At 59.7% G+C, this 20,913-nt stretch carries 23 protein-coding genes; 12 read left to right on the top strand and 11 right to left on the bottom strand.

Annotated features, from left to right (window positions below):
* The first annotated feature begins 171 nt into the window (after positions 1-171).
* Together ACSQ26_RS05995 and ACSQ26_RS05990 are read left to right on the top strand one after the other, a co-directional pair.
* On the top strand, positions 172-537 hold the full coding sequence (locus ACSQ26_RS05995) for a VOC family protein (protein ID WP_436007225.1): 366 nt from the start codon (positions 172-174) through the stop codon (positions 535-537).
* Between the two features lie 245 nt (positions 538-782).
* The gene (locus ACSQ26_RS05990) at positions 783-1,499 is read left to right on the top strand and encodes a Crp/Fnr family transcriptional regulator (protein ID WP_436007223.1); all 717 of its coding nucleotides are present in this window, start codon (positions 783-785) and stop codon (positions 1,497-1,499) included.
* On the opposite strand, the gene ACSQ26_RS05985 is transcribed toward ACSQ26_RS05990, so the two are convergent.
* From ACSQ26_RS05985 to ACSQ26_RS05970, 4 genes are all read right to left on the bottom strand, one after another.
* Entirely contained in the window at positions 1,483-1,722 is a 240-nt protein-coding gene (locus tag ACSQ26_RS05985; RefSeq protein ID WP_436007221.1) for a DUF6894 family protein, read from the bottom strand. The genes ACSQ26_RS05990 and ACSQ26_RS05985 overlap by 17 nt on opposite strands.
* 19 nt (positions 1,723-1,741) lie before the next feature.
* Positions 1,742-2,110, bottom strand: coding sequence for a response regulator (locus ACSQ26_RS05980; protein WP_436007219.1), 369 nt, complete (start codon positions 2,108-2,110; stop codon positions 1,742-1,744).
* A gap of 161 nt (positions 2,111-2,271) precedes the next feature.
* Positions 2,272-3,411 (bottom strand): trans-sulfuration enzyme family protein, encoded by a 1,140-nt coding sequence (locus ACSQ26_RS05975; RefSeq protein WP_436007217.1) that lies wholly within the window; start codon positions 3,409-3,411, stop codon positions 2,272-2,274.
* 61 nt (positions 3,412-3,472) lie between these two features.
* On the bottom strand, positions 3,473-4,144 hold the full coding sequence (locus ACSQ26_RS05970) for a glutathione S-transferase family protein (protein ID WP_436007215.1): 672 nt from the start codon (positions 4,142-4,144) through the stop codon (positions 3,473-3,475).
* 88 nt (positions 4,145-4,232) lie between these two features.
* On the opposite strand from ACSQ26_RS05970, the gene ACSQ26_RS05965 reads away from it, so the two are divergent.
* From ACSQ26_RS05965 to ACSQ26_RS05955, 3 genes are all read left to right on the top strand, one after another.
* Positions 4,233-4,664 (top strand): MarR family winged helix-turn-helix transcriptional regulator, encoded by a 432-nt coding sequence (locus ACSQ26_RS05965; RefSeq protein WP_436007213.1) that lies wholly within the window; start codon positions 4,233-4,235, stop codon positions 4,662-4,664.
* Between the two features lie 856 nt (positions 4,665-5,520).
* A complete protein-coding gene (locus ACSQ26_RS05960) occupies positions 5,521-7,614 on the top strand; it encodes a S9 family peptidase (protein WP_436007211.1) in 2,094 nt (697 codons plus the stop codon).
* A 230-nt stretch (positions 7,615-7,844) separates the two neighbouring features.
* Positions 7,845-9,014, top strand: a complete 1,170-nt coding sequence (locus tag ACSQ26_RS05955) for a vWA domain-containing protein (RefSeq protein ID WP_436007209.1) — start codon at positions 7,845-7,847, stop codon at positions 9,012-9,014.
* Here ACSQ26_RS05955 and ACSQ26_RS05950 read toward each other — a convergent pair whose 3' ends face one another.
* From ACSQ26_RS05950 to ACSQ26_RS05940, 3 genes are all read right to left on the bottom strand, one after another.
* The gene (locus tag ACSQ26_RS05950) at positions 9,015-9,938 is read right to left on the bottom strand and encodes a c-type cytochrome (protein ID WP_436007207.1); all 924 of its coding nucleotides are present in this window, start codon (positions 9,936-9,938) and stop codon (positions 9,015-9,017) included.
* A 137-nt stretch (positions 9,939-10,075) separates the two neighbouring features.
* Positions 10,076-10,516 carry a c-type cytochrome gene (locus tag ACSQ26_RS05945; RefSeq protein ID WP_436007205.1) on the bottom strand — a complete coding sequence of 147 codons (441 nt, stop codon included), beginning with the start codon at positions 10,514-10,516 and terminating at the stop codon, positions 10,076-10,078.
* A gap of 225 nt (positions 10,517-10,741) precedes the next feature.
* Positions 10,742-11,386, bottom strand: coding sequence for a LysE family translocator (locus ACSQ26_RS05940; protein WP_436007203.1), 645 nt, complete (start codon positions 11,384-11,386; stop codon positions 10,742-10,744).
* A 148-nt stretch (positions 11,387-11,534) separates the two neighbouring features.
* Here ACSQ26_RS05940 and ACSQ26_RS05935 point away from each other — a divergent pair, with 148 nt between their 5' ends.
* Entirely contained in the window at positions 11,535-12,236 is a 702-nt protein-coding gene (locus ACSQ26_RS05935) for a helix-turn-helix transcriptional regulator (protein ID WP_436007201.1), read from the top strand.
* Between the two features lie 234 nt (positions 12,237-12,470).
* Here ACSQ26_RS05935 and ACSQ26_RS05930 read toward each other — a convergent pair whose 3' ends face one another.
* Complete coding sequence (locus ACSQ26_RS05930) at positions 12,471-13,079, bottom strand: short chain dehydrogenase (protein WP_436007199.1); 609 nt, start codon at positions 13,077-13,079, stop codon at positions 12,471-12,473.
* Between the two features lie 106 nt (positions 13,080-13,185).
* On the opposite strand from ACSQ26_RS05930, the gene ACSQ26_RS05925 reads away from it, so the two are divergent.
* The 3 genes from ACSQ26_RS05925 (at position 13,186) to ACSQ26_RS05915 (ending at position 15,639) form a co-directional block, all read left to right on the top strand.
* On the top strand, positions 13,186-14,079 hold the full coding sequence (locus tag ACSQ26_RS05925) for a LysR family transcriptional regulator (RefSeq protein ID WP_436007197.1): 894 nt from the start codon (positions 13,186-13,188) through the stop codon (positions 14,077-14,079).
* 116 nt (positions 14,080-14,195) lie between these two features.
* A complete protein-coding gene (locus tag ACSQ26_RS05920; RefSeq protein WP_436006771.1) occupies positions 14,196-15,230 on the top strand; it encodes an IS110 family transposase in 1,035 nt (344 codons plus the stop codon).
* 151 nt (positions 15,231-15,381) lie between these two features.
* The gene (locus ACSQ26_RS05915) at positions 15,382-15,639 is read left to right on the top strand and encodes a hypothetical protein (RefSeq protein ID WP_436007195.1); all 258 of its coding nucleotides are present in this window, start codon (positions 15,382-15,384) and stop codon (positions 15,637-15,639) included.
* 5 nt (positions 15,640-15,644) lie between these two features.
* Here the strand turns inward: ACSQ26_RS05915 and ACSQ26_RS05910 are convergent, their stop codons facing one another.
* Complete coding sequence (locus ACSQ26_RS05910) at positions 15,645-16,247, bottom strand: superoxide dismutase (protein WP_436007193.1); 603 nt, start codon at positions 16,245-16,247, stop codon at positions 15,645-15,647.
* 179 nt (positions 16,248-16,426) lie between these two features.
* Between ACSQ26_RS05910 and ACSQ26_RS05905 the strand changes: the two genes are divergently transcribed.
* From ACSQ26_RS05905 to ACSQ26_RS05895, 3 genes are all read left to right on the top strand, one after another.
* The gene (locus ACSQ26_RS05905; RefSeq protein ID WP_436007191.1) at positions 16,427-16,804 is read left to right on the top strand and encodes a hypothetical protein; all 378 of its coding nucleotides are present in this window, start codon (positions 16,427-16,429) and stop codon (positions 16,802-16,804) included.
* 141 nt (positions 16,805-16,945) lie between these two features.
* On the top strand, positions 16,946-17,968 hold the full coding sequence (locus ACSQ26_RS05900) for an LLM class flavin-dependent oxidoreductase (RefSeq protein ID WP_436007189.1): 1,023 nt from the start codon (positions 16,946-16,948) through the stop codon (positions 17,966-17,968).
* Between the two features lie 121 nt (positions 17,969-18,089).
* On the top strand, positions 18,090-19,859 hold the full coding sequence (locus tag ACSQ26_RS05895; RefSeq protein ID WP_436015123.1) for an adenylate/guanylate cyclase domain-containing protein: 1,770 nt from the start codon (positions 18,090-18,092) through the stop codon (positions 19,857-19,859).
* Between the two features lie 172 nt (positions 19,860-20,031).
* On the opposite strand, the gene ACSQ26_RS05890 is transcribed toward ACSQ26_RS05895, so the two are convergent.
* Entirely contained in the window at positions 20,032-20,418 is a 387-nt protein-coding gene (locus ACSQ26_RS05890) for a hypothetical protein (RefSeq protein WP_436007187.1), read from the bottom strand.
* Positions 20,419-20,497: 79 nt separating this feature from the next.
* Positions 20,498-20,827, bottom strand: coding sequence for a MoaF-related domain-containing protein (locus ACSQ26_RS05885; protein WP_436007186.1), 330 nt, complete (start codon positions 20,825-20,827; stop codon positions 20,498-20,500).
* Positions 20,828-20,913 lie beyond the last annotated feature (86 nt).

The raw sequence follows: 20,913 nt of genomic DNA, 5'->3' as shown, positions 1-20,913 counted from the left end.
ACGCTAACCTGAAAGCTTAGGGGTGTCACTTCAAATGTCGCGATGACATAACCACTCGATCGCCGCTCCCCGCCCGTGCGCCTATGGCGAAAGGTCCCCGGAACCAACCCGACCCACAGCGCATTTAAACCGCTCTACGTCACTGTGGTCACCACCCGCGGGGAGAAGGCTATGGCATCCGTCCGATATATCGTCACCGACATCGACAAATCCGTTGCATTCTATCGAGACAATCTCGATTTCAAGGTGGACATGCACAATCCCGGCAAGTTCGCAGCACTTCTTCGCGACGACCTGACGCTCTATCTCAGTGCCCCGGGTGCGGGAAGTGGCGGCCAGGCGGGCGGCGACCCGGAGCCCGGAGGGTGGAACCGGTTCATGGTTGTCACCAAGGAGCTCGATGCGCTGATCGACCGGTTGCGCCGAGCCGATGCCAGCTTCCGCGGCGGCATCAGCGATGGCGGCGCCGGCCGGGCCATCCTGCTTGTAGACCCATCAGGCAACGTCATCGAACTGTTCGAGTTCAAGAAGGACTGAGCTTTCGGCTCGTCCGTACGCATCTACCTTTCGTCGTGACCAGATTACCCTCGTATTCATTAGTCCCCACCCAAAGCCCGTGCTATACTCCTCCCACTAGCCGGGCTGCGAGAATTGTCGAAAGCGCACAATAGGACTGTGGATTCTGGCGCACCGCACAGCTTTGTAGCATAAGCTCTTCATTACCTTCGATCCTTGTCGGCCTCGGGTATGAGATCGGGCTCCTTCCCCGGAGGGAGCATACCGTGCCCGAATCCGTCACCAGAAACCGATTGCTCAGCGCGCTGCCCGAATCCGTGCTGGCGCGCTTTCAGCCGCATCTTGAGCGTGTAGAGCTCCCCATTCGCCACCCACTGGTCGAGGCCAACAAGCGGCCGGAGCATGTCCATTTCATCACCAGCGGCCTTGCCTCGGTCGTGACGTCGAACCATGACCACGAGAGCATTGAGGTGGGCCATATCGGGTTTGAAGGCATGACCGGCGCGCATCTGCTGCTACATACGGACACGACGCCGGCCAGCACCTTCATCCAGATCGAAGGCACGGCGCTGAGGATGCCGTCGGATGTCTTCCTCGACCTCGCCGAAAGCGACGGCCCGACCCGCGAGCTCTTTTTGCGATACGTGCACTGCAACGAGTTGCAGCTGGCCTATTCCGCCCTCGCAAATGCCCGTTACAGCGTCAACGAGCGCCTGGCGCGCTGGCTGCTGATGTGCCACGACCGGATGCGAGGCAACGATGTCGTGCTGACCCATGAATTTCTTGCCCTGATGCTGGGCGTCCGGCGATCCGGGGTCACGGTCGCCATACACATCCTGGAAGGCGTCAAGGCGATCCGGGCACGGCGCGGCATTATCAAGATCACCGACCGGCCGCTGCTGGTCAATCTCGCCGGCGGCAGCTATGGCGTGCCGGAAGCAGAGTATGACCGCCTGATCGGACCGCTTAGTCCCGTTGCCTGACCGCCTCGCGGAACGCAAGGTTGAGAACGAGGGCGCCCTCCTCCGTGCGAATGGCGATCGAGCGTCCCGAGATATCCCAGCCGTCGAGCATGGCCGCGCTCATCAGCGCCCGCGCGTCCTTCAACGCCTCCTCCTTTGCAGCTTCGATATCGGGGAGATTCGTCCCTTCCAGATCCGCTATGACTTTGCTGCCCGCGATGACATTGAAGAAGTATCTCGGCATCAAAGTGCGTCCCGGAGGCTCAAGCGTTTTCGACGAGCATCGAGACAGCGCTCAGCATGTCCTCGACGGCAAAGGGCTTTGCCAGCATCTGGCTGTTGGGAACCGCGCGATCCGGCCAATCCGCAGCACTATCCGCACTCATGTAGAGAACCGGCAGCCGGGGCTGCAATTCCCTGGCCCATTCACTGACCTGCCAACCGCTCGGGCCATCGCCCAGCCTGATGTCGGTGATGACCCCGGCCAGTTGCGGTGCCTTCGCGTCCAGCGCCGCAATCGCATCGATGCCGTCGATCGCAACAATCACGTCGAACCCTTCTTCCCTCAGCGCGTCTTCAAGCACCATGGAGATGAGGGGTTCGTCTTCAACCAGGAGAATGGTCTTTGTCACGGGACGCTCCTTCGGCGGGAGCGGTTAGTCAAACGCGACTATTCTCTCGGACGCTGGAAGCCAACAAATGCCAGCGTTCCTAGGAAAATATCAGCAAATTCAGTGTGAAGGAAGAGTTTTGTGCGTTTTAGACATTTGATCCTTCCAGAGGCCGCCTCAGTCTAGGCATTCGCCCCCAGCGCCTGGTCCAGATCCGCAATCAAATCCGCCGGCGTCTCCAGCCCCACCGACAGCCTGAGCAGATCACTCGGGCACGGCGTCCCCGGTCCCTCGATCGACGCCCGGTGCTCGATCAGCGACTCCACCCCGCCGAGCGATGTCGCCCGCTTCCAGAGCTTCACATTCGCAGCCGTCCGGATCGCCGCCTCCTCGCCGGCCCGCACCCGCACCGACAGCATGCCGCCAAAACCGCCCTGCATCTGCCGCGCTGCCACCGCGTGCCCGGCATGCGTGGGCAATCCGGGGTAAAGCACCTCCAGCACGCGCGGATCGGCTTCGAAATGCTGGGCAACCGTAAGCGCCGAGGCACTCATCGCCCGCACCCGCAGATCCAGCGTCCGCATGCCGCGCATCAGCAGGAAGGCCTCGAACGGCCCGAGGATCTGGCCGAGCATCGACCGCACCCGCCTGATCCGCGCCCAGAATTCATCCTCGCGTGCGGTGCACAACGCACCGGCGATCGCATCTGAATGGCCGTTGAGATATTTGGTCGCCGAATGCATGACGATGTCGGCGCCGAGCGCTAAGGGCTGGGTCAGGATCGGCGTTGCGACAGTCGAATCCACGGCCAGCCGCGCGCCCGCCGCATGCGCGATCCCGGCCACAGCGGCGATATCCGTCACCGTCCACATCGGGTTGGCCGGCGTCTCGATCCACACGAGCTTCGTCTCGCCTGATTTCACCGCCCCACGCACCGCGTCGAGGTCGCTTGTATCGACAAAATCGACCTTCAGCCCCCAGGCCGTGGCATCGTTCTTCAGCCAGTTGCGCAGCGCCCAGTACATCACCGTGGGCGCCACGACATGGTCGCCGGGTTGAAGCGCCAGGAACACCGCCGTCGCCGCCGACATGCCGGAACCCAGCACCATCGAGGCCGCGGCACCTTCCAGCATGGTCAGCACGCTCTCGACCTCGCGCACGGTCTCATTGTCGGCCCGGCCATAGATATTGCCGGACCGGTATTGATTGTCGGGATCGCGGATGAAGGTCGAGGTGATGTGGATCGGCGGCGTCACCGCGCGCGTCGCCTCGTCGATCTTGCCCAGTGCCTGCGCCAGCAGGCTCGCCTTCGACCATTCCATCCCGTCGCTCCTTGTTTGACGGGATGTCCTTAGCCAACCGGCAAGCCATAGTCAAAACGGGTCAAGCGGCCTTCCGGTCTGCCATCCGGGCGGCCAGCACACCCCCGTGCCTATCGACGAATGCCAGCAGCCGCTCGGCATAATCAGGCACCACGGCCTCCTTCACGCTTCTGTGCGCCGCGAGCGCCTTGCGCCACGCTCCCAGCTTCGGCTTGCCGGCGAACACGCCGAGATCGATCCGCCGCTCGAACCCGTCGAAATAGCGGAGCACCGGCGCGAACACCGCATCGACGACGCTGAACGTCTCGCCCGAGAAGAACGGCCCCGCGCCGAGCACGCCTTCCAGCCGCGCGAATTTCTCGCTCACCTGGGCCACACCCTGCTCGAACGCCGCCTCGTCGCCTGATGTCTCGATCGTCCAGATATGGCCAAGGATCGACGAGCCGAACTCCATCCAAGCCCGATGCTGCGCCTTGGTCAGCGGATCGGCGGGATGCAGCCTCGGCTCCACCGTCTCATCGAGATATTCGACGATCACCGAACTCTCGAACAGCACCTCGTCGCCGACCATCAACAGCGGCACCTTGCCGAGCGGCGAGATTTTCCTGAACCAGTCCGGCTTGTTGGCGAGATCGATATTGATCCGCTCAAACGGCACGTTCTTTTCAGCCAGCGCGATCGCGGCGCGCTGCACATAGGGGCAGAGATCGAAGGATACGAGTTTCAATGTCATGGCGTTTTTCCATATGAATGCAGATGCATCTTTTGTCAAGCTTGATGCATCTGCATGAATCTGGATAAATGAAAGGATGACAGCGAAAATGCCCTCCGACCCCACGACCGACGCCTGGATCGCCCTCGTCCGTGCGCAGCAGAAAGTGCTCGGCGCCGTCGAGACCGACCTCAAGGCATCGGGCTTCCCGCCGCTGTCGTGGTACGACATCCTGCTCGAACTCCGCCGCGCCCGGCCCGATGGCCTGCGGCCGATGGATTTCGAACCGCGCCTGCTGCTCGCCCAGCACAATGTCTCCCGCCTGCTCGACCGCCTGGAAAAAGCCGGCCTGATCCGCCGCGAGGCCCACGAACGCGATGGCCGCGGCCAGCAGATCCACATCACCGATGCAGGGCTCGACCTGCAGCAACGCATGTGGCCGGTCTATGGCGCGGCGATCGAGCGGCATGTCGGTTCGAAGCTCGCCGGGGATGGGGAAGCGGGAGATTTGGCGGGATTGCTGGGGAAGTTATTGGTTTGAAGATGAACCCCTCACCAACTACGGCCAAGCATTCGACCTTTGGTCTCATGCGGCCTTCGTATCCTCTCCCGCAGGGGGAGAGGTAGGGTTAGTGCCTCACGCTCGGCCCCGAGTTTGGGTAAGGCGGTGCCGCGGGTTTTACCTCTCCCCTTGCGGGAGAGGATAGTAAGTCCGCGTGAGCTTCAGCGAACGCATGGACGCACTTGGTGAGGGGTGTTTTCAACAGAAAACGCATTTTCTTCCCAACCAAATCAATCTCTTATCAAAAACATAAGAAAAAATTCCTCACCCCTCATCCCCGCTCTCCAAACCTGTGAGAGAATCATCTCCGTTCTGCCCTCGGCTACCCCGCATGGCGATGCGGGCGAGACAGGACCGGTGCCTGTTGCGGGAAGACGACGTAAAGTCCCGCATCAGGCGTCCGCGAGAAGGGGTCTCCCCCGGGTACCGCCTGCAAAGGCCAAGTACGCGTGGCGTGCGTTGTACCGCACACAAGCCCGTCCCCCTGGAAATTTCAGGTCCGGGATCAGGATTGGTGCAGACGACCGAGTTCGCGGATGAAAAGACACCGAACGGGGCACGGATACGTGTCTTACCGGCTGTCGCAAGGCAGCCACTAAACCTCGGCACGGAAACGTGCCCCGGCCGATCTCTCATGCGAAGTGCAAGGGGATCGGGAGCCAGAATGCCTCAAACCACGGACGGAACCCGCCGCGTGAACAAGAACCCGCGCCTACTCCACCACGGCCGTCGACCGCCGAATCCTTCGATCAACCGCCGCTCGGCACGCGGCCCCTTGGCGCGCGCACCGAACCGCATTACATCTCCCGTCGTGATTTGATCCGGAGTAGACCACTTGCCATTTTCCAAATTCCTGCCGACCCCTCCCCTCGCCCCCAAGAAGCCCGTCACCGATACCCGCCACGGCATGACCCGCACGGACGATTACGCCTGGCTGAGGGCCGATAACTGGCAGGCGATGTTCAAGGATCCTTCGATCCTCGATCCCGAGATCCGCAAGCATCTGGAGGCCGAGAACGCCTATCAGGAAGCGGCGATGGCTGACACCGAGGACCTGCGCAAGACGCTGTTTACGGAGATGAAGGGCCGCATCAAGGAAGACGATTCCTCGGTGCCGATGAAGGACGGCCCCTACGCCTATGGCACGCTCTACGTCACCGGCGGCGAGCAGGCACATTATTTCCGCACCCGCCGCGAGGGCGATGGCCTCAAGGAAGTGCTGCTCAATGGCGACCGCGAAGCCGAAGGCAAGGATTACTGCCGCATCTCGGGCATCGATCACGCGCCCCGGCATGACAAGGGCCTCTGGGGCTATGACGACAAGGGCTCGGAATATTTCACCCTGAAGATCCGCGACTTTACATCAGGCAAGGACCTCGACGATGTGGTCGAGAATACCGGTGGCGGCGGCGTCTGGACGCCCGGCGGCCAGAGCTTCTTCTATTCGATGCTCGACGAGAACCACCGCCCCTCGAAGATCTACCATCACATACTCGGCACGCCGCAATCGGCGGATCGGCTGGTTTTCGAGGAAGAGGACCCCGGCTTCTTCATGGGCGTCGGCGGTTCGCTGCTCGACGACTATATCTTCATCGATATCCACGACCACGAGACATCGGAGAACTGGATCATCCCGGCCAGGACGCCTGATGCCGAGCCGAAGCTTGTCGCGGAGCGCGAGACCGGCATCGAATACGAACTGGTGTCCGGCGGCAACGTTTTCTACATCCTGACCAATGACGGCGGCGCCAAGGATTTCAAGATCATGCAAGCGCCGGTTGAATCGCCTGGTAAAGAGAACTGGACCGAAGTCGTGCCGCACCGGCCGGGCACGCTTATCCTGTCGCACGGCGCCTTTGCCAGCCATCTCGTCTGGATGGAGCGCCATGAGGGCCTGCCGCGCATCCAGATCCGCGACCGCGAGACGGGCGAGGATCACGCCATCGATTTCGACGAGGAAGCCTATTCGCTCGGCCTCGGCGGCGCGCTGGAATATGACACGGACTGGATCCGCTTTTCCTATTCCTCGATGACCACGCCGACCCAGCTCTACGACTACAATATGCGGACCCGCGAACGCGTGCTGCTCAAGACGCAGGAAGTCCCCTCGGGCCATACGATTTCGGACTATGAGACGCGCCGCGTCTTCGCGACCGCTCCCGATGGCGAGAAAGTGCCGGTGTCGCTGCTCTACCGTAAGAATACGCGGCTCGACGGCTCCGCACCCTGCCTGCTCTACGGCTATGGCGCCTACGGCATTTCTATCCCCGCATCCTTCTCGACCAACGCGCTGTCGCTGGTCGATCGCGGCTTCGTCTATGCAATCGCCCATGTCAGGGGCGGCAAGGACAAGGGCTTTGCCTGGTATGAGAACGGCAAGATGGTCCACAAGACCAACACGTTCACCGACTTCATCGCTGCCGCCGATCATCTGGTGGCGGAGAAGTTCACCGCGTATGACCGCATCGTCGCCGAAGGCGGCTCGGCGGGCGGCATGCTGATGGGCGCGATCGCCAACATGGCGCCCGAAAAATTCGGCGGCATCATCGCCGCGGTGCCCTTCGTCGATGTGCTCAACACCATGCTCGACGACACCCTGCCGCTGACACCGCCGGAATGGCCGGAATGGGGCAATCCGATCGAATCCGAAGCCGACTATCGCAACATCGTGTCCTATTCGCCTTACGACAACGTCGGCGCCAAGGCCTATCCGCCGATCCTCGTTTTGTCAGGCCTGACCGATCCGCGCGTCACCTATTGGGAACCGACCAAGTGGGTGGCAAGGCTGCGCGAACATTCCACAAGCACCAGCCCGATCCTCCTCAAGACCAATATGGGTGCCGGCCATGGCGGCGCATCGGGCCGCTTCCAGCGGCTCGAGGAAATCGCTTACGAATATGCCTTCGCGCTGAAGGTTGCCGAAAACTAACATAGCGAAGTCCCGTGCCAAAATGGCACGGGACTTCGGCGGGCCATGTAATTTTTCGGCAAAAGCTTGATATGCATTAGTAATATAAATGCCCTGTTAACGGTGTTCTATTGTCATACCAACGTAAATGCCCAATTTTTGGTCAAGTCGTTGGCATGAATGCTGTTGTTTTACAGATCGTTAGCCTTTTTGGCTCCTAATCGCCGCCATCGGGATTCAAGGAGCCAGCAATGTTCGCTCGTGCTGCAGACGCATTCAAAAATGGAATAAAAACCATCGGCCGCCGGTTCGTCACGGATCGCGCCGGAAATCTCGCCATGTCCTTCGCCATCGTCAGCATCCCGCTGCTCGGTGCGATGGGGGCCAGCTTCGATTATGTGCGGGCGCTCAACCTGCATCGTGAGATCGAGTCCAACCTTGATGCCGCGCTGGTCGCGGCAGTCACGGATATCGATGCCAAGGACGACACGGCAATCAAGGCACAGCTCGCCAATTGGCTTGCTGCTGAAGCCCAGATTACGGACTCCTACGAACTGGATACGGCCAGCATCGTGATCGACAGGACCAGCCAGGGCATCACCGCCAAGGTGAATGGCAACGTTGCAACCACCTTCCTTCGTGTGCTCGGCTGGGACAACGTCCCGGTCTCGGTGCAGGCATCGGTTATCGGCGGCGGCGTCAGCTCAGAAGAGGAGAACAAGGCGCAGAGCTCATTCTCTATGTACTTCGTTCTAGACCGGTCAGGCTCGATGGATGAATATACCACCACGAGTTACACAACCACGTGCTACAGGACCAATAAGGCTAAGACACCTTATACCTGCACGAAACTGTACAAGAAGATGGAGGCACTTAAACTCGCCAGCGCCTCGCTTCTCTCTCAGATCCTTTTGGCTGATCCCGAGTCGCAATATTCACGCACCGGCGGTGTATCCTACAACAACGTGATGCAGTCGCCGACCCCGCTCGCCTGGGGCACAAGCGCCGTTTCAAGCTACATCACCAATCTCACTTCCACAGGCACGACCAACTCGGGTGAAGCGTTCCAGAAGGCTTATGAGAGCCTGATGGTGGAGGGTACAGACAGCGAAGAGAAGGCCCACGAGATGAAAAACGGCAACAAAACGCCGACCAAATTCATCTTGTTCATGACCGATGGCGAAAACAATGTGAGCGGCGCCGATGCCAAGACGAAGAAATACTGCGACAACGCCCGAACTGACGGCATCAGGGTCTTTTCAATCGCTTTCATGGCTCCCGTCGCCGGGCAAAATCTGTTGAGATACTGCGCCACTAACCCTGCTGACTACTTCAACGCAGATAGCACGGCGGAACTGGTTGCCGCGTTCACATCCATCGGCAAGTCGGCATCGAAGACGTTGATCCGGCTCACCAACTGATCATTTCGGATTGGAATGCCCGGGGATCGCCTTGAGATAGACCGCGATCGCTTCGCGGTCTGTGTCCGGCAGCTTGGCGATGTTCTTCTGCACCTCGGCCATCGCGCCGCCGACGAAATCGAAATCCGGCGTATTGCCGTCCTTAAGATAGGTCACGATATCGGCCTCGCTCCATGAGGCGATCGAACCCTCCGGCGTGATATTGGGAATGCGCCCCTTGCCCTCGGGATTGGGCGCGCCCGCCAGCCACATATCAGCCTGAAACCCACCCAGTCGGTCGCGCGGCGAATGACATTCGCCGCAATGGCCGGGACCTTCGACGATATATTGCCCGCGCTTGACCTTGCCGTCGGCGTTGGCAAGCGCCACGCGCGGCGCCTCATCGAGATAGAGGAATTTCCAGCCACCGAGCGCCAGCCTTATGTTGAAGGGAAAGCCGAGTTCGTGCGGCGGCGTGGCATTATCGCTCTTCGGCAGCGTCTTGATATAGGCGAAGAGATCGCCCACATCCTTCGCCGTCATCCTCGAATAGGAGCCATAGGGCAGCGACGGATAGAGATGCTCGCCATCGGGGCCGACGCCGCGTGTCAGCGCATTGCCGAACTGGGCCAGCGTCCAGGCGCCGATACCGGCCTTCTCATCCGGCGAGATGTTGGGAACGTGGAATATGCCGAAGGGGCTGTTGAGCGCAAGTCCACCCGCCAGCACCAGTTGCTGAGCGCCTTCGGCCTTCGGCGCCTTGTGACAGCTGACACAGCCGCCCATGGAGAAGACCAGTTCGCCGTTCTTGACATCCGGCGTGCCCGCAGAGGCCCAGAAATCGTCGGGATGCGGCTGCGGCCGGGTGATCCAGAGAAAGGCACCGGCACCGACTGCACCGAGAACCACCAAAGCCGCGAGAGTCTTGACGATCTTTCCAGCCATGCAGCGCCCTCCGGTTCTATCAATAAGCATTCTGGCAGGACTTGGCCGGCCCGAATAGCCCGTCCATGGAACGGCCGCCATATTCCTTTCCAAGGGAACTACAGCGGCCGGATATGTGGATGGATCAGAACGCGTCGTCAGCTCTTCTTGATGCGGTAAGCTTCATGGCAGCCACCGCAATTCTTGCCGAGCGTGCCCATCGCGGCACCGACGGCAGCCTTGTCGGCCGGAAGCTGGGCGAGAAGCGCATCCGCATCAGCCGCAAGCTTGGCTGCCTTGGCCTCGAAGTCGGCCTTGTTCTCCCAGATCTTCGGGCTGGCTTCGTCGCTGTCCTTCTCGGAGCCATCAGGGAAATAGGTCGGGAAGACCGTGATCACTTCCTTGATCGACGTCAGCGAAGTCTTGACCACCTCGGCGTCGTAGTCCTTTTCGCCCTTGGCGATGGCGGCCAGCGCGCCCATGGCGCCGCCATTCTTCTTCATGGCGGCTTCCCGGTTATCAGCTTGGTTTTCGGCGGAGACGACCGCGGTCGCCCCGATAAGACAGAGTGCGGCCACCGCCAGAATGCGTTTGATCATCGTACTTGTTCTCCCATTCGCAAGACGCCGCCACAAGCCGGCGTCTGGTTTTCCTGAACGTCGGCACCATCCCACAGAGAACGGCAAATCAAAATAACAATTCGGTGATCGGCACTTAGACGGAAAACCGGAATCATTCTCGGAATTTCAGCAGAAGCCGCAAATGCCGCCAGCATCCGCAGCCTCTCGCCATCGTTCACAATTCTCGAACGGATCGTTCACTGTTCAGGCATAGGAGGACTGCACCCAGCCCTGCCAGCCGGTGAAGAGTGCCGCCAGAATAATCAGAAGCCCCGCGACCCTGCCGGTCCAGATCGTCGCACTCGCATTGCCGGTGAGAAAGGCACGGGCGCGGCCGGCGCCGAGTGCGGCGGCGCCATAGATCAGGAACTGCATGATGATGGTCAGCAGCCCCATGATCATCGCCTGCTGCGTGATGGAACCATATTGCGGCTTCATGAACTGCGGATAGACGGCGAGGATGAACAGCCAGGCCTTGGGGTTGAGCATGCAGGTGAGAAACCCCCGCCAGAAAGTGGTGAACAGCGACGGCGCAGTCGCGCCCTCCACCCTATCGACGGTGATCGAACTGCGGATCAGCCCGATGCCGACCCAGACCATATAGGCCGCACCCAGCAGAAGCATCGGCAGGAAAAGCTGCGGGATCAGCACCGCCAGAACCGTGACGCCCAGCGTGCCGGTGATCGTGTGGACGATCCCTCCACCCATGATGCCCAGAATGGCGGCCAGTCCGGCGCGTGTTCCGCCGGCCAGCGCATTGGCGAGCACGAAGACCATATCCATGCCGGGCACGATGATGATGCCGAACAGAAGGGTTGCGAAGATCCAGAGATTGTCGGAATATTCCATGTCAATTGCTCGTTCCAATCAGGGATGAAAAATTGCTTGCATCCCTTGTTTTCAATGTGTTGGAGAGACTTATAGAGAAACGCAATTGACACCATTGTGTCAGTAGTGATGGAAACCCTGCCAGAAAACGGCAGCATGGGAGACGTTTTTGCGCAAGGCCTCACGCCTGTTCGAGATCATCCAGATACTGCGCCTGGCGACGCGGCCGGTCACCGCCGCGCAGATCGCCGGGCGGCTGGAGGTCACGCCGCGTTCGATCTACCGCGATATCGTGGCGCTGCAGGCGATGCGGGTGCCGATCGAGGGCGGGCGCGGCATCGGCTATATCCTGAGGCCGGGTTTCGACCTGCCGCCGCTGATGTTCTCGATCGAGGAGACCGAGGCGATCGTGCTGGCACTGGCGCTCCTGCAGCGAACCGGCGACAGCGCGCTGAGGAAGGCGGCCGAGACCGTCAGCGACAAGATCGCCGGCGCCATGCCCGCGCCACTGCGGCAGGTACTTTCCACCGACGCGATCTATGCCTGGGGCTCGGTGATGCCGGAACCCGACGGCATCGACCTCGCCATGGTCCGCGCCGCAATCCGTGACGAGCAGAAACTCCACATCACCTATACCGACGAGCAGAACCGCGCGACCGAGAGAACGGTGCGCCCGATCGCGCTGATCTACTATTCCGCCCATTCGGTGATGGTAGCGTGGTGCGAACTGCGCCATGGCCTGCGCAATTTCCGCGCCGACCGTGTCACGCGCGGAACGGCGACGGGCGAGCACTTCACCGGCGAAGGCGACGGCTTGCGAAAGCTCTGGGTGGATGGCTGGGAGATCAATAAGAATAAATTCATGCAATAAAATCAATAAAGATTTTCAAGTTAATGAAACCATGCGCTGAGGTGCAGGTAGTTTTGAGCCCGGTCGCAAAAACCATTCGACTGCTATTGGCCCAAACCGGTCATGGACAATCCAGATGTGGAGCATCCCTTTGGGGCATTCCGCCGAGGCCAGTGTGTCGCGAGATTTTGTTCCCGCGACACACAACTCCAGGTCTGTCTCACGGCATTCCCTGAATGCCGTGTTCCTTTTAGTTCAATGACCTACCCGGTATACGCGACCGCTTTGCACGCCTTCGATGCTGCGTCGATAGGCCATGGCTACACGGGTTCCCGGCACGCTCTCATAGCCTGGAAAGAACGGACCGAAGCGGTCTATCGATTCCGTCAATACCGTCGGGCTTACTGCGTTGATGCGGATGCCCCGCGAGAAGTCGCAGGCAGCAGCACGCACAAACCCTTCAATCCCGGCATTGGACGTTGCGGCGTTGGAGCCCTGCGCAATCGGATCATCAACAGCGATGCCGGATGTCAGCGTTATCGACCCTCGGTCATTCAGGTAATGCTGTCCAATCAATGCAACGCGCACCTGACTTAGCAACTTGTCCTGCAAGCCTTTGTGAAAGTCGGCCGTTGTCATCTTTTCGATTGGAGCCAGGATGACATTGCCTGCAGCAACAATGATGGCGTCAATCAGTCCAGTTTTCTTGAACAGCGCATCGACACTTTCATCACTGGCGATGTCAGCCTGATAATCACCCTGGGTGCGAGCGACGTGAATTACCTCGTGCCGGCTATCACGCGCAAGTTCTTCCGCCACTGGGCGGCCTACGTCCCCACTGGCGCCAATTAGAACGATCTTCATAGACTACTCCTAGCAAAACTGGTTCTGAACGGCGCTACTGTTAAACGAACTTTTGAGGTGATAAATATGATATCAATTCGTAGTTTACGAACTCAGGGTTAGTAATATGGATAAGTTGCGTGCCATGGAAACCTTCGTTGCCGTTGTGGAAGGGGGCAACTTCACCGAGGCCGCACAGCGGCTTGAAATGTCGGCGGTCATGGTTGGAAAGTACGTGCGCCAGCTCGAAGATCGCCTGGGCGCGCGCTTACTTGAGCGCACGACGCGGCGCCAAGGGCTGACCGATGCTGGCCGCGTTTATTACGAAGACGCAAAACGTGCACTTGAATATGTGCGGTTGGCCGAGACGTCGCTTGAACGGTTGCGCGCATCTCCATCCGGCACGTTGCGGATCAGTGCTCCAATGACGTTTGGCTCGTGTGTCATCGCTCCTCTGGTCGCGACGTTCCAGCAGGAGTATCCGCTCGTGCATATTGAACTGGAATTGAGCAATCGAAATGTCGATCTAATCGACGAGGGATTTGATATGGCTATTCGCATTGGCGAACTGGGCGATGTCGATCTGATAGCAAAACCTCTGACAATGTATCGGATGGTGATCTGCGCGTCGCCGGACTACCTAGTCAGGAACGGTCGTCCAGAGACGCCGCATGATTTGAACGCGCATCATTGCCTTTCTCACACAGTCTGGAGCAGTCGTGACGCCTGGAAAATGAAAGGTGCGGATGAGGCACAGATAGCAATCAAACCATCTTTTACATGCAACGACGGTAACGGACTGCGCAGGGCCGCAATTGCAGGCGCGGGGTTGTTGCTGCAGCCCGAAGTCCTGGTGGCCAACGATCTGGCGACCGGCACGCTGGTGCCAGTCCTTCAAAATTACGTGCCCGACCCGCGTACAGTCTATATAGTACGTCGACAGGATCGACGACCGCTGCCAAAGCTCACTCGTTTCATTGGGCATCTGCTCGCGCATGTGAAGACGCAGGAAGCTTCCTGATTATTTACGTCGAGTGGATATGAAGTCCGCTTCTGATGCTGTGGACGGCTCCTCCGCCGGCGTCGCGATGTGCGATATTTGCGGTGTTGTTAGGAACCGCATGGGAGGAGCCATCCATGGAAGAGATTACCACGATTGGACTCGACATTGCTAAGTCGGTGTTCCAGGTGCACGCCGTTTCCGCAACCGGTGCGATCGTCGTTCGCCGACAACTGAAGCGCCGGTACGTTGTTCAGTTCTTTGCAGGACTTAAACCGTGTCTGATTGGCATCGAAGCCTGTGCGACTGCCCATCATTGGGGGCGGGAGCTGGTAAAACTCGGACACGAAGTCCGGCTGATGCCGCCACGTTATGTGAAGCCTTACGTGAAGCGCAACAAGAACGATGCGGCTGATGCCGAAGCCATATGCGAAGCCGTGACGCGACCCAACATGCGCTTTGTCCCGATCAAGACAGTGGATCAGCAGTCGATCCTGATGCTTCATCGTACTCGTATGTTGTTCATTCGCCAGCGCACAATGACGATCAATGCTGTCCGCGCCCATCTTGCCGAATTTGGCATTGTCGCGGGCATCGGGCGCAACGGGTTGCAGGCGCTTCTCAATCTCATCCGGAAGGGTGAAAGAGATGATATTCCGGCAGAGGCATGCCTATGTCTCGCAGCATTGGCTGATCAAATCGATTTGTTGAAGCAACGCATTCTGGAAATGGATCGTCGAATTTTGAAATGGCACCGTGTCAATGATCTCAGCCGCAGGCTTGAAGGAATTCCAGGCGTTGGTCCGCTGGTGGCAACAGCGTTGGCAGCCAGCATACCCGATCCGACGGCCTTTCGCTCGGGCCGCGATCTCAGTGCCTGGATCGGGTTGGTACCCAAGCAAAACTCGAGCGGTGGCAAAGAAAAGCTCGGAGGCATCAGCAAGGCCGGAAACCGATATCTTCGGCAATTATTGGTCGTCGGCGCGTTGGCGGTTATCAAGCAGGCCAAGCTATCAGGTCAAACCCGCCATCCCTGGCTTGTCGGCCTCATGGAGCGTCGCTCGGTGAAAGTCGCAGCGGTCGCGCTCGCCAACAAGATGGCGCGGGTTGCATGGGCGATGATGAGCCGTAACGAACCCTACCGAGTAATGCCGGTCGCAGCCGGAACCTGATACACGACGCATGTGTCGTGAACGTCGTTGGTAAAGAGCAGGAGACTTATAACGCACCTACGCCAGTCGGCCCAAGGAGACGGACAACCCACTATGCGCCAGGCGCTTCGAGCGCGGGCTTTTGACCGGGACCCGATCCGCGGAGAGCATTATGGCCAGCGGCCTCTCTGTGCCGCGTCGAAAGGCCGGACACATGGCAGCTCCGACCAGCAGTGTGCAAAAAGTCAAAAAACCTCTTGCCAACCCGGAGCCGTCCACACATGGCGCAAAGCACACCACCCCAGACGCAAAAGCCCGCAAGCCAAAGCTCTGCGAGGGTCAATGGAGATCAATTCATCCAAAAAATGAGGAACAAACAAAAACTCCGCAAGACCAGGGCCTTGCGGAGTTGACAGGAATCAATTTCTGAAGCGCTTACTTGGTCGCGGCTTCGTACATTTCGAGCACGTAATCCCAGTTGATGAGATTGTCGACGAAGGCTTCGAGGTATTTCGGGCGCAGGTTGCGGTAGTCGATATAGTAGGAGTGTTCCCACACATCGACGCCGAGAATCGGTTTGGCGCCATGGACCAGGGGGTTCTCGCCGTTCGGGGTCTTGGAGATGGCGAGCTTGCCATCCTTGACCGAAAGCCAGGCCCAGCCGGAGCCGAACTGCGTGGTGCCGGCAGCGACGAAATCGGCCTTGAACTTGTCATAGCCGCCGAGATCGGAATCGATTGCCTTGGAAAGCGCGCCCGGCAGGCTGGTGCCGCCGCCGCCCTTCTTCATCCACTTCCAGAAATGGATGTGGTTGTAATGCTGGCCGGCATTGTTGAAGAGACCCGCATTCTTGCCGAACGACTGAACGACGACCTCTTCGAGCGAGAGGCCACCCATGCCGGCTTCCTCGGCCAGCTTGTTGCCGTTGGTCACATAGGCCTGATGATGCTTGTCGTGGTGATATTCGAGCGTTTCGCGCGACATGTAGGGCGCAAGAGCATCATAGTCATAGGGAAGTGGTGGCAGTTCGAAAGCCATGGCGGTGTCTCCTTCTAGTGATTATCATCAGATTTGGATTGACTGGAACATAGGTTTGCGCGGGCTTCAAGGCAACGGGTTTAGGTGAATAAATTCCGCCACATCGCGTCTATAGACAGGATCAAGGCCATATGCGATTGGCCATACCGACCGAATTCCGATGAACTGGAGGATCGACCATGAGATCAGGCCTTGTTTTGTTTGCGGCAACGCTCGCCGGCATTTCCGTTCCCACTTTCGCCCAGGCATCCAGCCCCGACGCCTGGAAGGAATTCAACGCCCAGGTCGAGCAGAAATGCGCGGAGGCAGCAGCCGACATGTTCCGCAAGCCGCAGGTCGCCGTCGATCCGGTCGGCAGCGAGAATTTCGGCCTGGCGATCGTCTTCGGCCGCTCGAAGGACGTGAAGGGCCGCGCGGCCGTGATCTGCGTTGTCAACAAGAAGACCGGTGTGCTCGAGCTCGGCACCGAGATGAGCAACGACATCGTCCGCGTCCGCAAGCCGAAGGACGACGACAAGGATGACAAGGACGACGGCGGCCAGAGCGGGGCCGACTGAGCCAGCCTTCGGCCACGAGAACTTGCAGATCACTGTCAACCATTGAAGACCGCAGCGGACACAAAGTGAAGGGTGTTCGCGCGGTCGCAACCGTGTCATGACGCCTTATATAAGGCCCATGAAACATCGCATTGGATGACTATGAAAAAGATCGGTTTCCTCTCGTTCGGGCACTGGACGCCCTCGCCGCAATCCGGAACGCGCTCGGCGGGCGATGCACTGCTGCAATCCATCGACCTCGCGGTTGCCGCCGAGGAACTGGGCGCCGATGGCGCCTATGTCCGGGTCCACCATTTCGCGCGCCAGCTGTCTTCTCCATTCCCGCTTCTGGCGGCGATCGGCGCTAGGACAAGCAAGATCGAGATCGGCACCGCCGTCATCGACATGCGCTACGAGAACCCGCTCTACATGGCCGAGGACGCCGGTGCCGCCGATCTCATCGCCGGCGGTCGCCTGCAGCTCGGCATCAGCCGTGGCTCGCCCGAGCAGGTGATCGACGGCTGGAGCTATTTCGGCTACCAGCCGCCGGAAGGCCAGACCGATGCCGACATGGGCCGGCGTCATGCCGAAGTCCTGCTCGACGTGCTGCGCGGCGAAGGTTTCGGCCAGCCCAATCCGCGACCGATGTTCCCCAACCCTCCCGGCCTGCTGCGCCTCGAGCCCTATTCCGAGGGCCTGCGCGAGCGCATCTGGTGGGGCGCCAGTTCCAATGCAACGGCCGTCTGGGCCGCTAAACTCGGCATGAATCTGCAAAGCTCGACGCTGAAGAACGACGAGACCGGCGAGCCCTTCCACATCCAGCAGGCCGCCCAGATCCGCGCCTATCGTGAAGCCTGGAAGGAAGCGGGACACACCCGCGAGCCGCGTGTCTCCGTAAGCCGCAGCATCTTCGCACTGGTCGACCAGCGCGACCGCGCCTATTTCGGCCATGGCAACAAGGAAGAAGACCAGATCGGCTTCATCGACCCGCAAACCCGCGCCATCTTCGGCCGCAGCTACGCCGCCGAGCCCGACGCCCTGATCGAGGAGCTGAAGAAGGACGAGGCGATTGCGGAGGCCGACACGTTGCTCCTCACTGTGCCGAACCAGTTGGGCGTGGATTACAATGCCCATGTGATCGAGGCGATATTGAAGCATGTGGCGCCGGGGATGGGGTGGCGGTGACGGCTGGCTTGCGGCCAAGGCAACAATCGGCCAATCTGCGAACGATCCCCCGCTTGCGATAGCGCGCGGGGCGTCGTGTTTTCGCCACCGTCCGATTAACTCAATCGTTGGACCCGAGCCTTTGTCCAGGATTCAGACCAGTCGCAGGCTTGCCGCAATTCTGGCCGCGGATGTCGTCGGCTATTCGCGCATGATGGCCAGCGACGAGGTCGGCACGTTGACGGCATTGAAACGTCACCGGGAATTGGTTTTCAATCCGGCGGTGGCGCAACACAATGGCCGGGTGATCAAGCTGATCGGCGATGGCACGCTGGTCGAATTCGGCAGCGTGGTAGATGCTGTCAATTGCGCGATTGCGGTGCAAACAGCAGTGCCATCGGACGCTACCTCTGTTGGAAAGATCGTGCTTCGCGTCGGTGTTAATCTCGGCGACGTCATCATTGACGGCGATGACATCTATGGTGTTGGCGTCAATGTCGCCGCACGTCTGGAAGCGCTGGCTGCGCCGGGCGGAATCTGCATTTCCGGCATCGTCAACGAGAATGTCGAGAACCGGATCGACGTCGTCTTCGAGGATGGCGGCGACGTCACGGTCAAGAACATCGATCGTCCGATCCGTGTCTGGAAATGGCCCTCGACCGCACTGGTCAAACCTTTGTCTGCCACTCCGGACAATGCACCGAGAACGGTTTTACGCGACATGCTACCCTCGCTCGCCGTGCTGCCGTTTCAGAACATGAGTGGCGACCCCGAGCAGAACTATTTCGCCGATGGCATTGTCCAGGACCTGATTACCGCATTGAGCCGTTTTCGCTCCTTTGCCGTGACCGCGCGGAATTCCTCCTTCGTTTACAAGGGCCGTGCCACGGATATACGCCAGGTCGCCCGCGAACTGGGCGTCCGCTATGTGCTCGAAGGAAGTGTACGTTTTTCCGGCAGCCGGCTTCGTGTCACCGTGGAACTCGTCGAAGGCACGACCGGAACGCACCTTTGGGCAACGAAGTTCGACGCCGACATCGTTGGTATATTTGACATACAGGACCGTATTACCGAAAGCGTCGTGGCAATCGTTCAGCCTCGGATTCAGCGCGCCGAACTCGATTATTCCAGGAGTACGCGGCCCGAAAGTGTCGACGCCTACGATCTCTACCTTCAAGCCCTGCAAAAATTGAACACGGAGTCCGGCGACGAAAACGAGGTCGGCATTGCACTGCTCGAACGCGCAATTGAACTGGAACCGGACTATGCCACGGCGCTTGCATTGGCTGCGGCGAGCTATCAGCATCCGGTCGCCATGGGATTGCCCACGTTGAGCGCCGACGATGCGGAGAGGAGCCTGGAACTGGCGAGGCGGGCCCTGGCCAGCGCGCCCGACGATCCGATAGTGCTCGCCGAATGCGGAATGGTCAGACATTCGACTGGTCGCGATTACGATCAGGGGCTATTGATGCTGCTGCGCGCCCTGGAGACCAATCCCCACGACGCAACAATCGTGTGGCGTGCGGGCATAGCGCATCTGAAGGGTGGCAGTCTTGATGAGGCGCAGGCACTTTTCGAGCGCGCCGTTCGGCTGAGTCCTGGTGACGCTTTCATAGGGCTGACGGGTATCGCGCATATTCACATGGCGCGCGGTAACTTCGAGGAGGCGCTGGATTTCGCCCGGCGCTCACTTGCACACAATTCGCGCTTCCCTGCGACCCACTGGATGCTGATCGCAGGCAACGCACATCTCGGTCGGCTCGATGATGCCAGGCGCGCGCTGGAAGCGCTGCAGAAGCTATCGCCTGACGTAAGCCTCGCAGGGATACGCCGCGGCCAGCACTCCAAGGACCCTCACCGGACCCAGGTGCTGATCGACGGCATGCGGCTGGCCGGCATGCCGGAAGTATGATTCGTGATGTTTGGGACGTAGCGTGGGCCTGACTGCCCCGGACGGCGCTTCGGCGTGGGATGTCAAATTAACTGCCCGAGCCCGGAATGCTCGCCACGACCTGATCGACCGTCTCCTCCCCGGCACATTGGGAGGCGTTGTCAGCGACCCCACACGGCAGATGTTTCCCGCACTACGATTTCATCTCGACGCGGATACCGTGCAGGGTCTTGCCGGAGGCGTTCAGGACGCGACCTGCCGGCTGCGGCGCCATGTGGACGACTAGGCAGCCCTTGCCATCCCAGGCTTGGATCGCTTGAATGACATCTCGATTGGGCGGCGCAATTGACCCGTCGGGTGCCATATCGTGAATGGGTCCCTCGACCTGGTCGAACACGAACACGGACGGCCAGCGATGGTGGTGCGTCGGCTCTTCTTCGTCTGGTTCGAGGATCACTTCGAGAACGCGTAGCCGCTCGTTCTCGAAGACGATCTTGTGGTTGGCGGGAGCCGCAAGCACCGCGTCAAGATTGGGATCCCACTGTGCAGGGTCATTGTGATCCATAATGTTGGCTGCCATGATGATCTGCCTCCTCCATTGGGTTGCCGCCGACCGCGCAAGTCGATGCCCCGGTCGCGTTACTTCAAAGTAATGACGTCTAAATCAATGCCACCGGTTCAATCACACCCTGTGCGCAGAACAATTGTCCATCGGCCAGCCGCGCATAGTTATGAACGAGACCGTTTTGGTGGTCCTGAACCTGGACGATGAAATTGCCGCTTTGCTCGGTCCAACTCATTATGACGACGCCCGGACGAACGTCCTTGACGTCACCCCTAACGATTTCATCGACATCGGTGACACCGATTGTTGCCTGTACGCGCAGTTCCGTCGGCGAGAGAACCGTGAGCCGGGGTACAAAATTGCCGAATGCGCAGTCGAAGCTCTTCCCGACGAGCGAAGTCGAGGTTTCAATGATCGTGGTCATTCTATCCTCCTTGGTGATCTATGAAATTGCCCTGCGCTCTAACACACAACAGCCCAGAAACTGCAATTATTACCAACTTGGAGCGC

It is taken from the genome of Rhizobium sp. LjRoot254, assembly GCF_964254105.1.
Classification (GTDB): Bacteria; Pseudomonadota; Alphaproteobacteria; order Rhizobiales; family Rhizobiaceae; genus Rhizobium_E.
Note: the sequence above shows the minus strand (reverse complement) of the source record. Positions and strands in the feature narration are given on the sequence as shown.

Excerpts from the sequence above, each read along its gene's own strand:
- ACSQ26_RS05995 (WP_436007225.1), top strand. The coding sequence starts at position 172 with ATGGCATCCGTCCGATATATCGTCACCGACATCGACAAATCCGTTGCA.
- ACSQ26_RS05985 (WP_436007221.1), bottom strand. The coding sequence starts at position 1,722 with ATGCCGAGATACTTCTTCAATGTCATCGCGGGCAGCAAAGTCATAGCG.
- ACSQ26_RS05975 (WP_436007217.1), bottom strand. The coding sequence starts at position 3,411 with ATGGAATGGTCGAAGGCGAGCCTGCTGGCGCAGGCACTGGGCAAGATC.
- ACSQ26_RS05970 (WP_436007215.1), bottom strand. The coding sequence starts at position 4,144 with ATGACATTGAAACTCGTATCCTTCGATCTCTGCCCCTATGTGCAGCGC.
- ACSQ26_RS05965 (WP_436007213.1), top strand. The coding sequence starts at position 4,233 with ATGCCCTCCGACCCCACGACCGACGCCTGGATCGCCCTCGTCCGTGCG.
- ACSQ26_RS05955 (WP_436007209.1), top strand. The coding sequence starts at position 7,845 with ATGTTCGCTCGTGCTGCAGACGCATTCAAAAATGGAATAAAAACCATC.
- ACSQ26_RS05950 (WP_436007207.1), bottom strand. The coding sequence starts at position 9,938 with ATGGCTGGAAAGATCGTCAAGACTCTCGCGGCTTTGGTGGTTCTCGGT.
- ACSQ26_RS05945 (WP_436007205.1), bottom strand. The coding sequence starts at position 10,516 with ATGATCAAACGCATTCTGGCGGTGGCCGCACTCTGTCTTATCGGGGCG.
- ACSQ26_RS05940 (WP_436007203.1), bottom strand. The coding sequence starts at position 11,386 with ATGGAATATTCCGACAATCTCTGGATCTTCGCAACCCTTCTGTTCGGC.
- ACSQ26_RS05930 (WP_436007199.1), bottom strand. The coding sequence starts at position 13,079 with ATGAAGATCGTTCTAATTGGCGCCAGTGGGGACGTAGGCCGCCCAGTG.
- ACSQ26_RS05925 (WP_436007197.1), top strand. The coding sequence starts at position 13,186 with ATGGATAAGTTGCGTGCCATGGAAACCTTCGTTGCCGTTGTGGAAGGG.
- ACSQ26_RS05920 (WP_436006771.1), top strand. The coding sequence starts at position 14,196 with ATGGAAGAGATTACCACGATTGGACTCGACATTGCTAAGTCGGTGTTC.
- ACSQ26_RS05915 (WP_436007195.1), top strand. The coding sequence starts at position 15,382 with ATGGCCAGCGGCCTCTCTGTGCCGCGTCGAAAGGCCGGACACATGGCA.
- ACSQ26_RS05910 (WP_436007193.1), bottom strand. The coding sequence starts at position 16,247 with ATGGCTTTCGAACTGCCACCACTTCCCTATGACTATGATGCTCTTGCG.
- ACSQ26_RS05905 (WP_436007191.1), top strand. The coding sequence starts at position 16,427 with ATGAGATCAGGCCTTGTTTTGTTTGCGGCAACGCTCGCCGGCATTTCC.
- ACSQ26_RS05900 (WP_436007189.1), top strand. The coding sequence starts at position 16,946 with ATGAAAAAGATCGGTTTCCTCTCGTTCGGGCACTGGACGCCCTCGCCG.
- ACSQ26_RS05890 (WP_436007187.1), bottom strand. The coding sequence starts at position 20,418 with ATGGCAGCCAACATTATGGATCACAATGACCCTGCACAGTGGGATCCC.
- ACSQ26_RS05885 (WP_436007186.1), bottom strand. The coding sequence starts at position 20,827 with ATGACCACGATCATTGAAACCTCGACTTCGCTCGTCGGGAAGAGCTTC.